The sequence below is a fragment of the Rhizobium herbae genome (genome assembly GCF_019511375.1).
GTDB classification, from domain to species: Bacteria; Pseudomonadota; Alphaproteobacteria; order Rhizobiales; family Rhizobiaceae; genus Pararhizobium; species Pararhizobium herbae_A.
Genome location: NZ_JAEUAO010000001.1, coordinates 542,672 through 561,031, shown reverse-complemented (window position 1 = coordinate 561,031; position 18,360 = coordinate 542,672). Strand labels below are relative to the sequence as shown.

Here is an 18,360-nt window from a genome sequence, read left to right as displayed (position 1 = left end):
ATATCCAGGCATTCGATTGCGAATGCCTGACGATAGCACCCCTTCAAGGGGTGGCGAAAGATGCTTCAGCTGCAGGCATAGGCTTCGAGCTGGTCCCGCGTCAGGAACCGGCCGCCGGCTCGGGAATTGAGGTCCGGATGGGTGTATTCAAGGCTGGGGACGTCTGGAAGCTCAAGCGCCTGGCGCACGGTCATAATGCCGACGTCACGGCGATCGGTTCCGCGATTCAAGCTGACTTCGACTATGCGATACAGATTTTCCTCTGCCATGTTTTCTCTCCCGTCGCGTATTTTTTTGATTCTGGGCCGCAGTTGTTACTCCGAAATTGGTTTTTGTGAGGCGCCTTCCCCTAATAACATGCCACAGGTAAACGAATCACAACAGTCATTTTTAGCAAAAGCTTGGATTTCGTGACGTAACGATACGTGATTTTCCAGCAAAGACTCTGCTTGGAGGTATTTTTCGAGCATACGCCCAGAATGCGGGCATCCTCTCCGGTTTTTCGATGGAACAATATTACTTTTGAGATGTTTCGTTGCTGGAGAAGAGGAGTCCCGAGATGGCCGATAACAAAAATTTGCGAACTGGTTTCACAGGTGAACTGGATGAGGCAAGCGGCGTGGCGGCAAAAGCAAAACAGGCGGCCACCTATGTCAAGGACGAGGCGAGTGCAGTGGCATTGACGGCCCGCGACCACCCGTCTGCGACCAGCACAGCGCTCCTGGTGGTCGGTGCGGTGGCCTTTCTTGCCGGCTACCTGGTCGGCAGCGCCGCCAGCCCACCCCCGCAGCGCCACCGTTACTGGTAAATATTGCGTTGCATGAAGAATTGCCTTGATTTTGCTGCAATGCAATAATAAAGTCATATTTATCGCAGCGATTCACCTCCTCCCGGAAAGCTGCGATCGACCAGCGGTCTCCTCCTCCCGACCGTGGGTCATTTTCAGAAGCCTGCCGCACCTCCTCCCGCGGCAGGCTTTTTTCATTTTGCTGTTTGCCCAACGGGAACCAAATGAGTTATCCTTCTTCTCTGGTGGCAAGAAAATCGGAGGAGACGCTCATGCCATTTGCCAAGTGGTCCAGTCCCGTAGAGGTCGGGTTTGGACAAAAAGGCTCTCAGCTTGTTCAGGGACCCTTTGATGCCCTGATCTGCCTGATGGACACCTGGCCGGATTTGCGCGGCCCGCGCTATGTCGCTGCCAGAAGTCTGTGCCGCGCCGCGCTCGACGGCCGCAAGTCGCCCGAGGAAGCGAGGGAGGTCTTCATCTCCGCCGCCAAAGAGGCAAGACTACAGGCGCATTGACGGATTGACCGGGCAGACTTGAGAAGCTGCCGCCTGCAACCGGGCGTGAAAAACGCCCCTCTCGATCCGCCAGCCTGCTGGCGGTCCAGTGACTTTTTTAGCAATCTCGTATTTCTTTCCTTTACTGCCCTACGTTGACTTACCCTGCACAACTGCCCCTTGATGGCTGGCGCCGACGCCGGCCCGGCGGCGAGCGGCCAGTGGGCTGAGCGTTTCAGGCGTCCAGCATGTGGAAGCCCGTGGCGGCGAACGCTGCCGACGATGAGCCGCCTGTATGAAAACGGTGCAGGTAGATTTACTGGGCGCCTCGCGATATAAGGCGGCACCATATCGGCCGCGGGTTTGAGCGGATGCTGCTTCTGCCGATTTGCGGCAGGCATCGAACTGAGAACAAGTTTCATGAGTGACGACATCAAAATGCCGGCGGGGCCGGGCGGCGGACGCTATTTCAACGCTCCCGTCTTTGCGGTTGCCCCGATGATCGACTGGACCGATCGTCACTACCGGTTCCTGGCGCGGCAGCTTTCCAGGCATGCGCTGCTCTATACAGAGATGATCGTCGCCGAGGCGATCCTGCGCGGCGACCGGGAGCGGCTTCTGGGGCTCGACGACACCGAGCAGCCGGTGGCGCTGCAGCTCGGCGGCAACGATCAGGGCAGGATGGCGCAAGCCGCGCGGATCGGCGAGGACTTCGGCTATGCCGAGATCAACATGAATGTCGGCTGTCCGTCTGACCGGGTGCAGTCGGGCACGTTCGGCGCCTGCCTGATGCGCGAGCCTGCGCTTGTCGCCGACTGCGTAGCCGCGATGAAGGCGGCGGTGTCGATCCCCGTGACGGTCAAATGCCGGATCGGCGTCGACGACCAGGAGCCGGAGGTGGCGCTGCGCGATCTCGTTTCCTGCGTCACAAAGGCCGGCACCGATGCCGTCTGGGTACATGCGCGAAAGGCCTGGCTGCAGGGGCTGTCGCCGAAGGAGAACCGCGAGGTTCCGCCGCTGGATTATGGTCTGGTGCATCGGCTTAAGGGCGAAAATCCTTCTCTTTTCATAGGCCTGAACGGCGGTCTTGGCACTTTGAATCAAGCCCTTGACGAGCTTGAGCATGTGGACGGCGTCATGCTCGGCCGGACCGCCTATCATGATAGCGCCATGCTGACGGCCGTGGATCAATATTTTTCGCATCCGCTGACGGGGGCGCCGCCGGTCGATCTCGGCGCCGAGGCCTTCACCGCCAATGGCCACCGCCAGTCGCTGGAATTCTGGGCCGGGGTGCGCGACGCGATGATGGGGCATGCGGCCCGGCATATCGCGTCCGGCGGGCGGCTCATCCATGTGACGCGCCACATGGTCGGCCTGTTCCAGGGCTGGCCGGGGGCGCGGCGGTTCCGGCAGATCCTGTCGGCCGATGCGACGCGGGCCGGCGCCGGGCCGGAGGTGATCGCCGCCGCCTTTGACGCGATCTTTGCCGCGGCAGAGGCGCGGCAGGCGGCGGAATGAAAGGGCCAATAGTGAGTAGCGAATAGCGAATAGTGAATAGTGAATAGTGAGTGGAGTTCGAGGCTTGTCGAGTGGCGATCTTCGGGTATCAACCATTCGCTATTCGCTATTCCATAAAAAACGGCGCCCCGAGGGACGCCGTTCAAGTCGGTCATCGCAAAGCGATCAGATCCGGCTCAGGCAGCCTGGATGTTGACGGCCTTCGGGCCCTTGCCCATGCGGTCCGGCTCGGTGTCGAAGGTGACCTGCTGGCCGTCCTTCAGGGTCTGGAGACCAGCGGCCTGCAGTGCCGAGATGTGAACGAAAACGTCCTTGGCGCCGCCTTCCGGCGTGATGAAACCAAAACCCTTGTCCTGGTTGAAGAATTTTACGGTGCCCTTGGTGGCCATGGGAGAAGTCCTTATTTCCCTTGATGATGTGCCTTCACCCCTGCCAGGGTGGAGGCCTTTTTTCTTCCCGGTTTTGTCTTTATTCCGGAAAGCCAGTCGGTGAAGTCGATAACGGGGAAAGAACGCCTACAGTGCCTTTTCGGCACGCCCGGATTGCTCCGGGACCATACAGCCAGTCCAGTCTCCGGGATGCAAACGCCCGAACGCTGTAACAATTGGCAGCAAATCGTGAAAATAGCAAGCGATTAATGCCCCGAATTTCAACCCCATGCTGTTCTTTTTCCCGGGCAATCTGCGCAGGTTGCGGTACGTGCCGCAATGGCACAGCCAGCCTCAGAAAACCGTCCGTTGGCCGCCATGTCTCCACAATTTCGTCCCGGCGATGGCGGAAGAAGGGGCCGACCGCCCTCCGGTTCCGGCTTGATGCGGCCGGCGCGACGGGGTAGGGCGGGGACGAACGGATGCTGGAAGACGAGGTGGCCTGGTGATCGATCCCTATGAAACGCTTGGACTTGCGCGCGATGCCGACGAGCAGGCGATCAAGGCGGCCTGGCGCAAGGCGGCGAAGACGGCCCATCCCGACCAGGGGGGCGATATCGAGGCCTTCGGCCGGCTGCAGGCCTGCTACGACCTGTTGAAGGACCCGGTGCGGCGCAAGGTCTATGACAATACCGGCTACGACCCGCAGCTCGCCGACCCGCGCGACCTCAAGGGCATCCTGATGCTGGAGACGCTGGTCAACGAGTTCATCCTCGACGAGCGCGAGCCCGGCAGCTTCGACCCGCTCGCCGCCATGCGCCGCAAACTGTCGGACGACATCGTCAAGAGCCGCTTCCACATCCTCGAGCTCGAACGCCACCGCGCACGCGTCCGCCAGCACATCGACCGGCTCGGCCGTCGCCCCGCCGCCGACGTGCTCGGCTCGATGCTGCGCACCCGCTCGCAATCGATCGCCGACGCCATCCGCAGCGCCGAAGCACAGATCGAGGCGATCGAGCAGGCCTATGGAATGCTCGAGGGCTATTCCTACGAGCTGGAGCTCTTGCCGGAGGTGAAGGCGGCGGAGTAGGGCGGGCGCGCGCATCAATAGTATCGCCTCGGCGCCTTCATGGCGGCCTGCAGCGACAGGACGGGGCGAGGCCTGCCGGTGGCGTGCCTGTACCACAAGGGCAGGGAACGGTGCAGCCAGTGGCCGCGCGGCCGGGCACGGCGGACGACCTCACCGACGAGCATGAGGAAGGGGTCGTCGGCAAAACGGCAATAGCTGGTGACGAGCGAGGGCAGCTCGCGATCGAAGTCCTGCGCGAAAATCAGCAGCCGTTTGTAGAAGGCCCGCTCTTCGGGGCCGAGAAGAGCAAGGCAAGCCGGCCCCTGCGGCGCGCAGGACCGGCACCGGCCGTTGCGCCGGCAGACCGCGTCGGGGCAAATGTCACCGGGCAAGCCGAACATTTCGATGGCGCGCTGGGGAAGTGCCGCTCGGTGCTGGTCAAGGGAAGAGGCGGGCATGGGCTGTCTCCGTGGCGGATGCGGGCGGGACGCACGGCTGTGCCTTCACGCGACCGGCCGGCCCGCGGTTTCGTTTCTTCCTCCTGCATAATTCCTTAAATCGGAATCGATCTAAGGGTATGCAGCAGATCAAAGCGTTACAGCGACCTTTGCGCGTCATTGACGCGCGGCGCTGTAATGTCCTTGGCCGGCCTTTCGGGCCTGCTTCGGACGGGGCGCTCGCAAGAGCCTCATGGAGTATTGGGTAGGTGGCTCTCGCCAGCGCCCCGTTCGGCGGTTTCTGCCCGCAAACTCGTTCCGCTACGGCCTCATCGGCCCTCAGTGCATCGCACGCCCGCAGCAGCAACAGCCTGCGGAGGGGAACCTTCTTGCAAACCCCGGCCCCGGGGACTTCCGTCCTTTCCCCGAACCCGGCGCCGGCCCCGCCTCGCTGCCACGGCTGGCAGGGTATCCGTGGCGGGACGGGAGGAGTATGGCATGGGGGTGCGGGGCGGGGATGAACGGGGATGTGCGCGACAGCCGCTCAGCGGCAAAATCTGGGGCGTGGGCTTTGGCTAAGGTGTTGATTTTGTGGACTATCCCCACAGGGGAAGAGGGAGGGGTGGCGGGGCTTTGCGGGGCGAGAACGTCCCCGTCTTAGGCAGGGAGAGTGTTGCTGGTTACCTCTCCCTTTGAAAAGGAGGGTGACGGGTTCGCACCGGGCTTCGAAGAGCAGCTCCGTCAGGCTGTCTGGCAAGGATGTTAGAAAGAGAGGCCAATTTGTAGCATGTCATCTGGTAGACAACTGTTCCAACAGAACTTCTCACCTGGATACGTCTCCAGAGCAGACGTAGTAGGAAAATCTATAAGCAAATTCATCGAAGGATACCCCTCCGCATGCATTTACTAACTCATCTGTTCTAACTTCCAATATTGCTCCGCGAAATGGATTTACTAATATTATTCTTTCAAAACTATTTTTGTCTTCAAAAAAATTTAAACAACAATATACTAATGTTTGCTTTAGGTCTGAGCTCCTAAAATTTCTAGAAACATATTTGAACTCGACTATCTCTCGATCTGTCCGCAAATCGCCTTCGCACAAATGAATGAAGCCGTGTCCGCTAAATGTCGGCTTAAATATTAAGTTATTATTATGATTTATTTTCAGCCCGAACTCGTAAATACGATTTTGCGCTCGATCCACCTCTTCGATCTCCGTGGTATTCAACGGCGAAATTTTCTCCTTAGCATAGCGATTTCGTAACGCCTCGAGTTGAACTGTTGCGACTGATTCGGCTGTTTCTAATATTTCAGAATACGCCATACCTGTGGCTAGGAAACGCAAGGTGGCGACATTGAAAGCAGTCTCAGCGATAATGTCTCGTCTAGTGGGATCGTTAATCTCCGCCATAGGAAGCCACTCCGTGACCGTTGCCAGATTTAGTGACCTTGTCACTGCCTCTAGATTCGGAAGACTATCTCGCCAGAATGAGCCGTAGTGGACGGAAAACTCTCGCTCCGAAATCATAGGGGCAGTACCGGCGATTGCTGAGCGCGCTTGCTCCGCCACTCAGCAGTTAGCTTCTCTAGATGATCAAAGCGTTGCTTTGCGTGCTGCCGCCAGTGACGCCCCTCATCGCCCATGGAATATGAGGCAACTATGAATGCGCGTCTCTCCCAAGCGCCGGCTGTTTCAAATCTGCGACGAAACAGGGAGAGCCAAGGAAAATTTTGCCAGTTCGAGAATACGATAATCACGTCTCGTCTGACTAGCGGGCTGGTTTCTCCCTCATAGCATCTAACAAGCCATTGTTGATTTGTAACAGTTTTCCTTCTGCCAATTATGCGAACGATGTAAGAAATGTAACAATCTATCCCGGCAACCTCATGACCGGCATCGTACATATCCCTCAATCTAGCGCATATTTCATCCTTTTGGTCGTCATCAAAGTTATCGAATACCGCCAATATCGCTATAAATATATTTGAACTTATTGGAAATAGATTCTCCATGTTGTCAAGTATTGATAGTATAGCTCCATACTGCGCAAATTTCTCGATCCCCACCAAAGCGGAAACAATTCTCCGTGCGGCTGCAATGTGAATTTTTGTTTGGGATAATTGCTCATTCAGCAAGCCGACAATATCTATCTCTTTAAGTTTCTCTTTTAGCTCTTCATATTTCTGCTCCGCGTTCGGCGCGTAGGGATCATATCGAAGATTCAGAGACATAAGCTTTTGGATTGGTGTTTTTACATCCTCATCATCGCCAAAAATAGATGACGAAATATTTTTGTATTCGCTGCTGGATATGATCCTTGTTTTTGATTTTTGAAGGCTAAGTCCTTCATTGTCCAGAACCTCAGATATAATGAAAAGAAATTCGTACGCTTCTTTCTTTGTTCGCGCAAAAATATGATAGTCGTCAGCGTATCGGACAAATTTTATATTCTTTCCCTGCAAATATTGGTCCACGTTATTGAGTGACAGCTCTGCCAATATTCTGGATGCAGGCCCGCCAATCGGTAGACCGGATGAGCGTTTGTCCGTTAAAAACCCTACGTAACTAAGTATCGATTTTTGCGCAATGTGATCTGCGTCAATCAACTTTAGGCAATTTTCAAGTTTGTGATGACTTATTCTTGAGTAACAATCCGCAACGTCGCATGTAACTATATATTCGTATTCGTCGCTCAATTGTATAGTTTTCTTCATGAAGTCTGACCAGGATATTTCTGTTTTAAAAAGCTTTCCATCGAGATACGTTTCTTTGTCTAATCTATATGAATATACGATGCTTTCCGCAATCCTTGCATCTTCTATCTTTTCTGCGAGGGATATAACGATTCCGAGTAAAAACGCATTCCAAAACGGATCTAGTTGAGCCGCCCACCGAAAGCCAGTGTGGTTAATAGGTACCATTGAACGAATGTCATCGGGGGAGTTCTGAGCAAAATATTCTTCAATGTTACTGTGAGCTTCAATAAGTTTACGTAAAAAATCTTCTTTTTCATCGTATATAATTTTATTCTCAAATGGAAAAGGAAATATATCTGTATCGCCAAATTTAAATATATTGTCGATTGAAGCTCTGAAGAATTTTTCCATTAAGCTGAGTCCTGCGAACAGCGATTACGCGATGAGCAAGGTTTAGCACATCTTATGGATGTGGCCATCGAAATTTCCGGTCTTTCACTGCCCCGGCCGCCCCGTTTTCCCCTTCGTCTTCTTCTGCCGCTTCACATCCCCGGCATCCTCATAGGAGCCGACGCCGGGTTTGGCGCGGAGGAGGGGTTTGGCGTCGTCGGCGCTGGATCCTCGGGTCAAGCCCGAGGATGACGGGGAGGAGGCGGGGTCGCGTTTTTCCGGTTGGCCGGGCAGCACCGGTTTTTCCGGCAGCTTGCCGCGGGTGTTGAGCGGTTTTTCGGTGCGGCCGACGGTCATTTCGTCGAGGGTGTTCTTGCGGAACAGCGACTGCCCCTCATCCGCCCTTCGGGCACCTTCTCCGCGCTGGCGGGGAGAGGCCACGTCGCGGCCCATGTCGTCGAGGCCGGGTTTGGCGAAGAGGCCGGCGGGTGATCTCCCCCCTTGAGGGGGAGATGCCCCGAGAGGGGCAGAGGGGGGTATCGCGGCGGACTCGGCGGTTGAGGGGGGACCCCCCTCTGTCCTGCCGGACATCTCCCCCTCAAGGGGGGAGATCGACTCGCGGTTGGCCTTCCCCTTCGTCGCAGACCCTTCCATTGCCCGCGCCACATTGTTTTCTGTCCCTGTCCGGCGTTCGGCCGTCCGCGCTTCCTGCCGTGCCATCGGGTCGTCCATGACGGCGAGTTCGGCGGCCTTCAGGCGCTTGATCTCGTCGCGCAGGCGGGCGGCGGTTTCGAAGTCGAGGTCGGCGGCGGCGTTGCGCATCTGTTTTTCCAGCGCCTCCAGATGGGCGGCGAGGTTGTTGCCGACCAGTTCGGTGATGCCGCCCTTGACGCCCTTGATGCCGATATCGGCGCGGACATGGTCTCTCTCGTAGACCGAATCGAGGATGTCGGAGATCTTCGCCTTGACCGATTCCGGGGTGATGCCGTTGGCCTCGTTATAGGCCATCTGCTTTTCGCGGCGGCGCGCGGTCTCCTCCATGGCGCGTTGCATCGAGCCGGTGATCGTGTCGGCATAGAGGATGACCTTGCCGTCGACGTTGCGGGCGGCGCGGCCGATGGTCTGGACCAGCGAGGTTTCGGAGCGCAGAAAACCTTCCTTGTCGGCGTCGAGGATGGCGACGAAGCCGCATTCGGGGATGTCGAGGCCCTCGCGCAAAAGGTTGATGCCGACCAGCACGTCGAAGGCGCCGAGCCGCAGGTCGCGGATGATCTCGATGCGCTCCAGCGTGTCGATGTCGGAATGCATGTAGCGGACGCGCACGCCCTGCTCGTGCAGGTATTCGGTGAGGTCCTCGGCCATCCGCTTGGTGAGCACGGTGACGAGGGTGCGGTAGCCGGCGGCGGCGGTCTCGCGGATCTCGCCGAGCACGTCGTCGACCTGGGTCTTGGCCGAGCGGACCTCGACCGGCGGATCGATCAGGCCGGTGGGGCGGATGACCTGTTCGGCAAAGACGCCGCCGGACTGTTCCAGCTCCCAGGCCGCCGGGGTGGCCGAGACGGCGATGGTGTCGGGGCGCATGGCGTCCCATTCCTCGAAGCGCAGCGGCCGGTTGTCCATGCAGGACGGCAGGCGGAAGCCGTATTCGGCCAGCGTCGCCTTGCGGCGGAAGTCGCCGCGATACATGCCGCCGATCTGCGGCACGGTGACGTGGCTCTCGTCGATGAAGATCAGCGCGTTGTCGGGGATGTATTCGAACAGGGTCGGCGGCGGCTCGCCGGGCTTGCGGCCGGTGAGGTAGCGCGAATAGTTCTCGATGCCGGCGCAGGAGCCGGTCGCCTCGAGCATCTCGACGTCGTAGCGGGTGCGCTGCTCCAGCCGCTGGGCTTCCAGGAGGCGGCCGGCCTTTTCCAGCTCGGCGAGGCGCAGTTTCAGCTCCTCCTTGATCGACTTGATCGCCTGGTTGAGCGTCGGGCGCGGGGTGACGTAGTGCGAATTGGCGTAGATCTTCACCGACTTCAGGTCGTCGGTCTTCTGGCCGGTCAGCGGATCGAACTCGGTGATGGCGTCGATCTCGTCGCCGAACATCGAGATGCGCCACGCCGCGTCTTCCAGGTGGGCCGGGAAGATCTCGATGGTGTCGCCCCTCACGCGAAAACTGCCGCGCTGGAAATCCATGTCGCGGCGCTTGTATTGCTGGGCGACGAGATCGGCCAGGAGCTGGCGCTGGTCGAGCCGGTCGCCGACCGTCATCTGGAAGGTCATGGCGGTATAGGTCTCGACCGAGCCGATACCGTAGATGCAGGAGACCGAGGCGACGATGATGACGTCGTCGCGCTCGATCAGCGAGCGGGTGGCCGAGTGGCGCATGCGGTCGATCTGCTCGTTGATCGAACTCTCCTTCTCGATGAAGGTATCCGAGCGCGGCACATAGGCTTCCGGCTGGTAGTAGTCGTAATAGGAGACGAAATATTCCACCGCATTGTCGGGGAAGAAGTTCTTGAACTCGGAACAGAGCTGGGCGGCCAGCGTCTTGTTCGGCGCCAGGATGACGGCGGGGCGCTGGGTGGCCTCGATCACCTTGGCCATGGTGAAGGTCTTGCCCGAGCCGGTGACGCCGAGCAGCACCTGGGTGCGGTCGCCGTTTTCGAGGCCCTCGACGAGGTCCCGGATCGCGGTCGGCTGGTCGCCGGCGGGCTGGTAGTCGGATTTCATGACGATCCGCAGGCCGCCCTCGGACTTTTCCGGCCGCGCCGGCCGGTGCGGCGTCCACAGCTTGCCGTCCTTGAACAACGGATTGCCGGATTCGATCAGGGCCGACAGGGCTTCGACCGTGGCGGTGACGCCGGAGCCGGCGGTGAACTTGTCGGCATCCTCGAGCGAGACGTCGAGGCCGGCGACCGGATTGAGCCCCGCGGCGGCGCGGGTCTTCGGGTCGGTCGTGCCGCCCATCGAGGTGCCGCGCGCACTTCTGCTTGCGCTCACGGCCGTACCGCCCTTCGGGCTGGCCTCCGCCCCGTTTTTCTTTTGCGCGCCTGCGGCGCCGCGGGAGGGCGCCGAACGATCGGCGGCGGACGCTTGTCCGCTGCGCTTCGCTCTGGATGCTTCAATCTCGACCTTCTTGCGGTGTTTTCCCGCCTTCGAGGCGACGTCGTGGCGGGTCTCGATCGTCTCGGCCTCAGCCATGCGCTGCAGCTCTTCGGCCCAGTCTGACACGCTGGACGACAGCGGCGTGCCTTCGAACGCCGCCTGCGGGGCTTCCTCGAAGCCGCCAAGCTCGGGGCGGGGGGATTTTTTCGGTGCTTTCGACATGCCGGGGAATATGGAGAGAGTCCGGCGGAAAGGGAAGGGGGCGATGAGTACAAAAAGGCAACGGACAGGCCGGCTACTGCCAGTTTCTGACACATGGCGAGCGGCACTGCGGCGCCCGCACCGCAGGGTGAAAAGCGGCCGCGGGGTCTTGCCCGGATTGCGCTGTGCAGCTAGATGCGGACGGCTTTCCACCTCTCCCAGGATTCCTCCCATGCCCTTTGCCATCAATCCGGCCGCCGTCTGGCCGATCCTCTTGCTGCTTTTGTCGAACGTGTTCATGACCTTCGCCTGGTACGGCCACCTGAAACACGCCTCGTCGCCGCTCTATATGGCGATCATCGCCAGCTGGGGCATCGCCTTCTTCGAATACTGCCTGGCGGTTCCGGCCAACCGGATGGGCAACACGGTCTATTCCGCCGCCCAGCTGAAGACGATGCAGGAGGTGATCACCCTCGTCGTCTTCGCCGCCTTCTCGACCTTCTGGCTGAAGGAAACCCTGACCTGGAACCACGCAATCGGCTTCCTGCTGATCGCCGGCGGCGCGGCCTTCGTGTTCAAGGGCTGATCTCTTCGCCATCCTGCCGGTCCTTCGCAGAATCGCCACAAGCATGCCGTAGCGCTATTTGGAATGCGCGAGGGAAGGGTTTGATGAGCTTGGCGTTTTCGACCATGGCGGCGTTGCGGTTCGGCACGGGATTGCGGCCGGGCGAGGCGCCGCCGGCAAGTGTCGAGGAACTGCTGGCGCAACTGCCGGCGGGGCGGCGGGAAACGCTGTTGTTCCCGCATGGCGGGCTTGGCGCCGCCCGCCGGCGGATCGTCGAGGCGGCGGACAAGCAGGACGCGCTCAAGCGGGCCAACAAGACCGCCGATGAGGCGACGAAACGCGTCAACCGCAAGCGCCTGATGGTCGAAATCAACACGCATCTTAGCGAGGACGAGCATGCGCGGTTCATGCAGGCCGTGCTGTCGCCCAACGGCTTCAACGAGCGGCTGGCGACCTTCTGGCTGAACCACTTCAGCGTCAGCTCGGTCAAGGCGCAATTCATGCGGCTTCTGGTGCCCGTCTACGAGGCCGAGGCGATCCGGCCGAATATCGGCGGCCGGTTCGCCGACCTCGTCAAGGCGGCCGTCCTGCATCCGGCGATGCTGATCTATCTCGACCAGGTGAAATCCTTCGGGCCGAACTCGCCGCAGGGATTGAAGCGCAAGCTCGGGTTGAACGAGAATCTCGGCCGCGAACTCCTGGAGCTTCATACACTCGGCGCCGGCAGCGGCTACAGCCAGGCGGATGTGCGCAATGCGGCGTTCGTGCTCACCGGCATGACCATCGATCGGCGCAGCTACCGCGCCCGCTATGCCGTGAAGATCGCCGAACCGGGGGCGCGGGATGTGCTGGGCAGAACCTATGGCGGCCGCGGTCGCGGGCTGCCGGATATCCTCGCCCTGATCGAGGATCTGGCGGCAGCACCGGCGACACGCGATCACGTCTGCCGCAAGATCGCCGGCCATTTCCTGGCCGACACGCCGCCGCCGGAGGTGGTGCGGGCGATGACCTCCGCCTGGGAGGACGAGGACGGCGATCTGACCGCCGTCTATGCGGCGATGCTTCGTCATCGCAAAAGCTGGGAGGACGAAGGACAGAAAGCCAAGCCACCCTTCGATTACATCGTATCCGGCCTGCGCGCGCTGTTCGCCACGCAAGAGGACTTGCAGGACGGCGGCCTGGCCAAGCACAGGACGATGGCGCAGGCGGCTGATCGGGGCGCGATGGAGGCGAGGGCGACAATGCCCGCTGCCGCCGGCGATCTGGCGATGCCGACGCTGCGTGTCAACCCGCTGACGGTGCAGGCCGCGGCAAGGCTCGGCCAGCCGCTGTGGCGGCCGCCGAGCCCGGCCGGGTTCGAGGACAATTTTTCGACCTGGATCGCCGGCGGTCCTCTGGCGGACCGGATCGCCTGGGCGCGGCTTGCCGCGGCAAGGCTGGGCGGCGACCGCGACCCGCGGGATTTCCTGCAGGCCGCGTTGCGCGATGCCGCCCGCCAGGACACGATCGACATCGTCTCGCGGGCCCCCAGCCGGCAGATGGGGCTTTCGCTCGTTCTCGCATCCCCGGAATTCAACAGAAGGTAAGCCGCAGATGGTCAAGCTGTCGATGAGCCGCCGGGCGTTTCTCACTTCGGCCTGCTGCGCTGCCGCAGCGCCGCTGATGACGTCCCTGACGCTGGCGGCGGCGCCGGGCGACAAGCGACTGGTGACGATCATCCTGCGCGGCGCCATGGACGGGCTTTACCTCGTCCAGCCCTATGCCGACGGCGCATTCAGGCTTCATCGCCCGACGCTTGCCCTGACGCCGGAGAGCGGCCTGATCGATCTCGACGGTTTCTACGGCCTCAATGCCGACGCAAAGGATTTGCTGCCGCTGTGGCAACGCGGCGAGCTTGCCTTCGTGCACGCGGTCTCGACGCCCTACCGGGACGGGCGCAGCCATTTCGACGGGCAGGACGTTCTGGAAAGCGGCGGCTCGGCGGTCGGCGAGGAAAAGAGCGGCTGGCTGAACCGGGCGCTGTCGGCCATGCTGTCCGGACCGGCCCGCAAGGCGATCGACGTCAACACCTCGGCGGAACTGCTGCTGAGCGGTGACAACGATGTCGACGTCTGGTCGCCGCGCACGGATCTGGCGATGAAGAACGACGAGCGGAGCTTTTTCGAGCGGCTTTACCGCAATGACCCGGTCTTCGCAAAGGCGATGGCCGAAGCGTCGCTAACCGATTTTTCGGTCGACGAACTCTATGGCGACGGCAAGCGCGGGGTTAAGGCCGTCGATATTGCGCGCCTTGCCGCGGGCATGCTGATGCAGGACTACCGGATCGCCAGTTTCTCGCTCACCGGCTGGGACACGCATGCCGGCCAGAAGATGGCTTTCAGGGGACCCGCCGCGGAACTGGCGACGGCCATCCTGACCATTCGCAGCACGCTTTCGCCGGAGGTCTGGAAGGAGACGATCGTCGTCTGCATTACCGAGTTCGGCCGCACCGCGCGCGAGAACGGGTCGCTGGGGACGGATCACGGAACCGGCGGCCTGGCGCTGATTGCCGGCGGCGGCATCTCTGGCGGCAAGGTCATCGGGCAATGGCCGGGGCTGGGGGAAAAACAGCTGCTCAACGGGCGCGACCTGATGCCGACCGGCGACGTGCGCGAACTTGCGGCGGCGATGCTCTACCGGCAGTTCGATATTTCACCGGGCAGCCTGACGAACACCATCTTCCCGGGGCTCGATTTCAGCCCGTCGTCGATTTATCTCAAGGCCGTCTGACGGCTGAGCGCGGGCGACAAGCCCGAAAGGCCACACCTTTAGTGGTGAAAACCTGACGCTTGGTAGACTTCCGTTTTGGATAGAAAGGGGGCCGCAGTTAACCGGTCTGCGATGACACGTGTGCGCCACAAGCGGACATAACTATTATCAGCCAGCGAGGGCCAGACCTCCTTGGCGACCAATGTCCGTCTCAATTTCTCGAACCAGGCTGTCGAGAGCCGGATTTCTCGCCTTACGTGCACGTCTCACAACATAGGCCAAGGATGGCGGCGGCGGCAGACGGTCGGTCAATATCTGCATCTCGCCTCGGATATGGCGGTCACTCAGTAGCGCTACACCCATCGTCGCGTTAACGGCGGACACAATACCGGCGGCGCTTGAACACTCGAAGACGGTTTCGAGAACCGCATCGTCCTGGCCGATGTCGAGCGCCCACTGGCGGTAGAAACACTCGTCGTCGAACGACAGAAACGGAATCGGGCCGTCCTGCGGGAGCGCCAAATCTGGATGCTTCACCCAGTGAAGGTCTTCACGGTATAGGACGACATCGGCGGGGCGTACCTCGTGGCTGAAGACCTGGACAATTGCGGCATCGAGTTCGCCACGTTCGAGCATGGCGCGTAGGACAAGGCTCATACGGACCTTGGCACGGACCGAGACATTCGGATGCAGACGCCGAAACCGCCCGAGAATGCGGGCGAGGTCGGTACACGCCGTGTCTTCGGTGAGGCCGAGGGCAAGCCGTCCCGCGAGCGGGGTCTTCGATAGGCTGAGCAGAGCCTCGTCGTGCAATCCGAGGATACGGCTGGCGTAGTCGAGCAGGTCTTCTCCCGCAGCGGTGAACATCGGACCCGCCGACTTCCGGCCGAGCAGCTCGCAGTCGAGACTGATTTCGAGTCTCTTGATCTTATGGCTTACGGCGGACTGCGAGAGGCCCAGAGCGATAGCCGCGCGGGTAATGCCGCCATGTTGGCGGATCGCGGAAAGCGCCCGCAATGCGTCGATCTCGAGGCGGCGACTGTTGAGTTCGTTCATGGCCATCTCCGTTCCAATCTCACGAACTTATCACGAATTGCGCTATCCATGACGCTGATTTGCAAAAAGTCATAAGGCCATCGAAATTTGTCATGTGCGCGGTTTGTAGGATCCGCCTATTGGTTGATCGTATTCCTCCCACCAGAGCGCCTAATGACCGCCGTCTCTCTTCCTTCCGCCACCTCGAGCCGCCACCCTCTGCTATGGCCATTGCTCGCCACCCTCCTGATCATCGGATGGAGTTCAGGCTTCGTCGGTATCCGGTATGCAAACCAGGAGGCGAGCGTCATGCTTCTCCTGTTCTGGCGGACGCTGCTTTCGGGACTGATCCTTCTGCCTTTCGCGTTGGCCATCGGGCCGAGCATATCCATGCGTGCGGTCAGGGATCAGGCCCTGTTTGGCACCATGGCCGTGTTCCTGTATCTGGGAGGCTTCGCCCTGGCTATCGAGCAGAAAGTGCCCACGGGGCTGGTCGCGCTCATCGCCGACCTGTTGCCACTGGCGATCGCTGCTCTTTCACAGCCCGTCCTCGGCGAACGGCTGACCCCACGGCAGTGGCTCGGAACCGCGATTGCCGTCATCGGCGTTTTGATCGTGTCCTTCGACAGCCTCAGTTTCGGCACGGCCCCGGTCTGGGCATACGGGCTGACCGTCGGTTCGATGCTGATATTCGCCGTCGCCTCGGTCCTGCACAGGCGACGCAAGACGCAGCATATGCCTGTCCATCAGAGTCTTTGCATCCAGACCCTGATGGGTTCGCTTCTCTTCGGCATGTGCGCGTTGACGCAGGGCAGCCTTGCGCCACCGATGACCCGTGATTTCGCGGTCGGCATGATCTGGCTAGTCCTGATAGCAACGTTCCTTGCCTACGCCGTCTACTATACCAGTCTGCGGCTGTTCCCCGTGGCCAAGGTGAGCGCAGCGATCTACCTTAGTCCACCTGTGACGATGCTGTGGGCCTGGATGCTGTTTTCAGAGCCCCTGACTGTCGCGATGTTCGCTGGACTGGCGGTGACGTTGGTTGGCGTATGGATGACCTCACGCGGCTGAGCGATACCGCACTCGGTTTTGACCACGGGATTGGAAGTAGTCCGCTTAGGGCCATCAGTGAGAGTTCGACCGGATCAGATGGACTTCCGCTTTGGCTCAAAACCGTCTCAGGTACCAACCGCCAGATTTTCACTACTGGCCTGCCTTTTCACCAAACAGCGTGTCCAAAATCTCCCCCTCCAGCCGTGCCAGTTCCGGCGAGCCGTGGCGGCGGGGGCGCTCCAAGGGGATGTCGAGGTCGAGGGCGATTTTTCCCTTGTCGATGACGATGACGCGGTCGGCCAGCGCGACGGCTTCGGCAACGTCGTGGGTGACGAGCACGGCGGTGAACTTTTGCTGCAGCCAGATGCGCTCGAGCAGCTGCTGCATCTCGATGCGGGTGAGGGCGTCGAGCGCGCCGAGCGGTTCGTCGAGGGCAAGGATATAGGGGTGGGCGACGAGGGCGCGGGCGAGCGCGACACGCTGGCGCTGGCCGCCGGAAAGCACCGACGGCCACTCGCCGGCGCGGTCGGCAAGGCCGACTTCGCGCAGGATTGCGAGCGACTTTTCGCGGGATTCCTCGCCGCCGGCAATGCCGGTCAGGCCGACTTCGACGTTTTTGGCGATCCGTGCCCACGGCAGCAGGCGCGGCTCCTGGAACATGATGCGTGTGCGGTTTTCGCCGCTTTCCCCTTTGTTCACCGTCAGTGTGCCGGTGGTCGGCCTGTCGAGCCCGGTCAGGAGCCGCAGCAGGGTGCTCTTGCCGCAGCCGCTCTTACCGATGACGGCGAGGAACTGGCCGGCGGGAACATCCAGGTCGATATTGTCGAGGACGGTCTTGTCGCCGAATTTGCGACCGATATCGCGGAACGAAAAGGCGATATCCTGCGGATCGCGCCCGCGGGCCTGGGGCGCCGCGTAGGGAAACCACTCTCTCGGCGTAGTTTCGCGCAGCGCACGCGCTTCGGCCGTTTCCTTCGGCGTCTTGCCAAGGGGTTCGGATTTCGGATTAAGGGCAATGACAGACATTCAGGTCACTCCGAGGGTTGCGCTTCTTGTCTTCAGGCGGTCTGGAAGGCCGGGTGCCATTGCAGCGTCAGCCGCTCGAGCAGCCGGGCAAGACTGTCGGCGAGCTTGCCGAGGAGCGCGTAAATCAGGATCGACAGGACGACGACATCGATCAGCAGGAACTCGCGGGCCTGCATCGCCATGTAGCCGAGGCCGGAGGAGGCGGCGATGGTTTCGGCGACGATCAGCGTCAGCCACATGATGCCGAGCGCATAACGCAGGCCGACGAAGATGGCGGGCAGGGCGCCGGGCAGGATGACGCGGAAGAACAGTGTCGGGCGCGACATGCCATAGACGCGGCCCATCTCGACCAGCTGCGGATCGACGCTCTGGATGCCGAGCAGCGTGTTGACGTAGATCGGGAAGAACACGCCGAGCGCCACGAGAAACAGTTTTGCCTGCTCGTCGATGCCGAACCAGAGGATGACCAGCGGGATCAGCGCCAGATGCGGGATGTTGCGGACCATCTGCAGCGTGGTGTCGGTGAGGTTGCGCGACAGGCCGGAGAGGCCATTGGCGAGGCCGAAGACGAGGCCGATCGAGCCGCCGATGACGAATCCGGAAAGGGCGCGGGCGGTGCTGACGCCGATGTTGCGGATGAGTTCGCCCGACAGAAGCAGGCGCCAGAAGGCTTCGGCAACCGCCGAGGGGGCGGCCATGACGTTGGGCGAGATCAGGCCGGTGCGGGCCGCAATCTCCCAGAGAAGCAGGATAATGGCGGGCAAGGCCCAGCCCGAAGCGTTTTTCAGGATCGATCGACCGGTGGTTTTCATCGTCTGTCCTTTGTGTCCGTTGCCCGCGTGCCGGCCCGGCTCGACCGGCACGCCTGTATTTCCCGGG

17 protein-coding genes are annotated in these 18,360 nt (G+C 60.8%); 8 read left to right on the top strand and 9 right to left on the bottom strand.

Annotation, left to right across the window (positions count from 1 at the left end; genetic code table 11):
* Positions 1–65 precede the first annotated feature (65 nt).
* The gene (locus tag JNB71_RS02735; protein ID WP_220370297.1) at positions 66–269 is read right to left on the bottom strand and encodes a hypothetical protein; all 204 of its coding nucleotides are present in this window, start codon (positions 267–269) and stop codon (positions 66–68) included.
* Positions 270–559: 290 nt separating this feature from the next.
* Between JNB71_RS02735 and JNB71_RS02730 the strand changes: the two genes are divergently transcribed.
* From JNB71_RS02730 to dusA, 3 genes are all read left to right on the top strand, one after another.
* Positions 560–808 (top strand): hypothetical protein, encoded by a 249-nt coding sequence (locus JNB71_RS02730; RefSeq protein WP_220370296.1) that lies wholly within the window; start codon positions 560–562, stop codon positions 806–808.
* 251 nt (positions 809–1,059) lie between these two features.
* Positions 1,060–1,302, top strand: coding sequence for a DUF982 domain-containing protein (locus tag JNB71_RS02725; protein WP_220370295.1), 243 nt, complete (start codon positions 1,060–1,062; stop codon positions 1,300–1,302).
* Positions 1,303–1,701: 399 nt separating this feature from the next.
* Entirely contained in the window at positions 1,702–2,799 is a 1,098-nt protein-coding gene (dusA, locus tag JNB71_RS02720) for a tRNA dihydrouridine(20/20a) synthase DusA (protein ID WP_220370294.1), read from the top strand.
* Between the two features lie 176 nt (positions 2,800–2,975).
* Here the strand turns inward: dusA and JNB71_RS02715 are convergent, their stop codons facing one another.
* Positions 2,976–3,188, bottom strand: coding sequence for a cold-shock protein (locus tag JNB71_RS02715; RefSeq protein ID WP_018324555.1), 213 nt, complete (start codon positions 3,186–3,188; stop codon positions 2,976–2,978).
* Positions 3,189–3,672: 484 nt separating this feature from the next.
* Between JNB71_RS02715 and JNB71_RS02710 the strand changes: the two genes are divergently transcribed.
* On the top strand, positions 3,673–4,257 hold the full coding sequence (locus JNB71_RS02710) for a J domain-containing protein (RefSeq protein WP_220370293.1): 585 nt from the start codon (positions 3,673–3,675) through the stop codon (positions 4,255–4,257).
* 14 nt (positions 4,258–4,271) lie between these two features.
* Here the strand turns inward: JNB71_RS02710 and JNB71_RS02705 are convergent, their stop codons facing one another.
* From JNB71_RS02705 to uvrB, 4 genes are all read right to left on the bottom strand, one after another.
* Positions 4,272–4,694: a hypothetical protein gene (locus JNB71_RS02705; RefSeq protein WP_220370292.1), complete on the bottom strand. Its 423-nt coding sequence runs from the start codon at positions 4,692–4,694 to the stop codon at positions 4,272–4,274.
* 802 nt (positions 4,695–5,496) lie between these two features.
* Positions 5,497–6,087 carry a hypothetical protein gene (locus JNB71_RS02700; RefSeq protein ID WP_220370291.1) on the bottom strand — a complete coding sequence of 197 codons (591 nt, stop codon included), beginning with the start codon at positions 6,085–6,087 and terminating at the stop codon, positions 5,497–5,499.
* A gap of 113 nt (positions 6,088–6,200) precedes the next feature.
* Positions 6,201–7,784, bottom strand: coding sequence for an RNA-directed DNA polymerase (locus tag JNB71_RS02695; RefSeq protein ID WP_220370290.1), 1,584 nt, complete (start codon positions 7,782–7,784; stop codon positions 6,201–6,203).
* Between the two features lie 84 nt (positions 7,785–7,868).
* A complete protein-coding gene (uvrB, locus tag JNB71_RS02690) occupies positions 7,869–11,075 on the bottom strand; it encodes an excinuclease ABC subunit UvrB (protein WP_220370289.1) in 3,207 nt (1,068 codons plus the stop codon).
* A 211-nt stretch (positions 11,076–11,286) separates the two neighbouring features.
* Here uvrB and JNB71_RS02685 point away from each other — a divergent pair, with 211 nt between their 5' ends.
* From JNB71_RS02685 to JNB71_RS02675, 3 genes are all read left to right on the top strand, one after another.
* Complete coding sequence (locus JNB71_RS02685; RefSeq protein ID WP_220370288.1) at positions 11,287–11,640, top strand: DMT family protein; 354 nt, start codon at positions 11,287–11,289, stop codon at positions 11,638–11,640.
* An 83-nt stretch (positions 11,641–11,723) separates the two neighbouring features.
* Positions 11,724–13,205, top strand: coding sequence for a DUF1800 domain-containing protein (locus JNB71_RS02680; protein ID WP_220370287.1), 1,482 nt, complete (start codon positions 11,724–11,726; stop codon positions 13,203–13,205).
* A 7-nt stretch (positions 13,206–13,212) separates the two neighbouring features.
* A complete protein-coding gene (locus JNB71_RS02675; RefSeq protein ID WP_220370286.1) occupies positions 13,213–14,388 on the top strand; it encodes a DUF1501 domain-containing protein in 1,176 nt (391 codons plus the stop codon).
* A gap of 147 nt (positions 14,389–14,535) precedes the next feature.
* Here the strand turns inward: JNB71_RS02675 and JNB71_RS02670 are convergent, their stop codons facing one another.
* On the bottom strand, positions 14,536–15,423 hold the full coding sequence (locus JNB71_RS02670; RefSeq protein WP_220370285.1) for a LysR family transcriptional regulator: 888 nt from the start codon (positions 15,421–15,423) through the stop codon (positions 14,536–14,538).
* 153 nt (positions 15,424–15,576) lie between these two features.
* Between JNB71_RS02670 and JNB71_RS02665 the strand changes: the two genes are divergently transcribed.
* Positions 15,577–16,473, top strand: a complete 897-nt coding sequence (locus tag JNB71_RS02665; protein ID WP_220370284.1) for a DMT family transporter — start codon at positions 15,577–15,579, stop codon at positions 16,471–16,473.
* Positions 16,474–16,605: 132 nt separating this feature from the next.
* Here JNB71_RS02665 and JNB71_RS02660 read toward each other — a convergent pair whose 3' ends face one another.
* Positions 16,606–17,481 (bottom strand): ATP-binding cassette domain-containing protein, encoded by an 876-nt coding sequence (locus JNB71_RS02660; RefSeq protein ID WP_220370283.1) that lies wholly within the window; start codon positions 17,479–17,481, stop codon positions 16,606–16,608.
* Positions 17,482–17,513: 32 nt separating this feature from the next.
* Complete coding sequence (locus JNB71_RS02655; protein ID WP_220370282.1) at positions 17,514–18,293, bottom strand: ABC transporter permease subunit; 780 nt, start codon at positions 18,291–18,293, stop codon at positions 17,514–17,516.
* Between the last annotated feature and the right edge of the window lie 67 nt (positions 18,294–18,360).

Excerpts from the sequence above, each read along its gene's own strand:
- JNB71_RS02735 (WP_220370297.1), bottom strand. The coding sequence starts at position 269 with ATGGCAGAGGAAAATCTGTATCGCATAGTCGAAGTCAGCTTGAATCGC.
- JNB71_RS02730 (WP_220370296.1), top strand. The coding sequence starts at position 560 with ATGGCCGATAACAAAAATTTGCGAACTGGTTTCACAGGTGAACTGGAT.
- JNB71_RS02725 (WP_220370295.1), top strand. The coding sequence starts at position 1,060 with ATGCCATTTGCCAAGTGGTCCAGTCCCGTAGAGGTCGGGTTTGGACAA.
- dusA (WP_220370294.1), top strand. The coding sequence starts at position 1,702 with ATGAGTGACGACATCAAAATGCCGGCGGGGCCGGGCGGCGGACGCTAT.
- JNB71_RS02715 (WP_018324555.1), bottom strand. The coding sequence starts at position 3,188 with ATGGCCACCAAGGGCACCGTAAAATTCTTCAACCAGGACAAGGGTTTT.
- JNB71_RS02705 (WP_220370292.1), bottom strand. The coding sequence starts at position 4,694 with ATGCCCGCCTCTTCCCTTGACCAGCACCGAGCGGCACTTCCCCAGCGC.
- JNB71_RS02700 (WP_220370291.1), bottom strand. The coding sequence starts at position 6,087 with ATGGCGGAGATTAACGATCCCACTAGACGAGACATTATCGCTGAGACT.
- JNB71_RS02695 (WP_220370290.1), bottom strand. The coding sequence starts at position 7,784 with ATGGAAAAATTCTTCAGAGCTTCAATCGACAATATATTTAAATTTGGC.
- uvrB (WP_220370289.1), bottom strand. The coding sequence starts at position 11,075 with ATGTCGAAAGCACCGAAAAAATCCCCCCGCCCCGAGCTTGGCGGCTTC.
- JNB71_RS02685 (WP_220370288.1), top strand. The coding sequence starts at position 11,287 with ATGCCCTTTGCCATCAATCCGGCCGCCGTCTGGCCGATCCTCTTGCTG.
- JNB71_RS02680 (WP_220370287.1), top strand. The coding sequence starts at position 11,724 with ATGAGCTTGGCGTTTTCGACCATGGCGGCGTTGCGGTTCGGCACGGGA.
- JNB71_RS02675 (WP_220370286.1), top strand. The coding sequence starts at position 13,213 with ATGGTCAAGCTGTCGATGAGCCGCCGGGCGTTTCTCACTTCGGCCTGC.
- JNB71_RS02670 (WP_220370285.1), bottom strand. The coding sequence starts at position 15,423 with ATGAACGAACTCAACAGTCGCCGCCTCGAGATCGACGCATTGCGGGCG.
- JNB71_RS02665 (WP_220370284.1), top strand. The coding sequence starts at position 15,577 with ATGACCGCCGTCTCTCTTCCTTCCGCCACCTCGAGCCGCCACCCTCTG.
- JNB71_RS02660 (WP_220370283.1), bottom strand. The coding sequence starts at position 17,481 with ATGTCTGTCATTGCCCTTAATCCGAAATCCGAACCCCTTGGCAAGACG.
- JNB71_RS02655 (WP_220370282.1), bottom strand. The coding sequence starts at position 18,293 with ATGAAAACCACCGGTCGATCGATCCTGAAAAACGCTTCGGGCTGGGCC.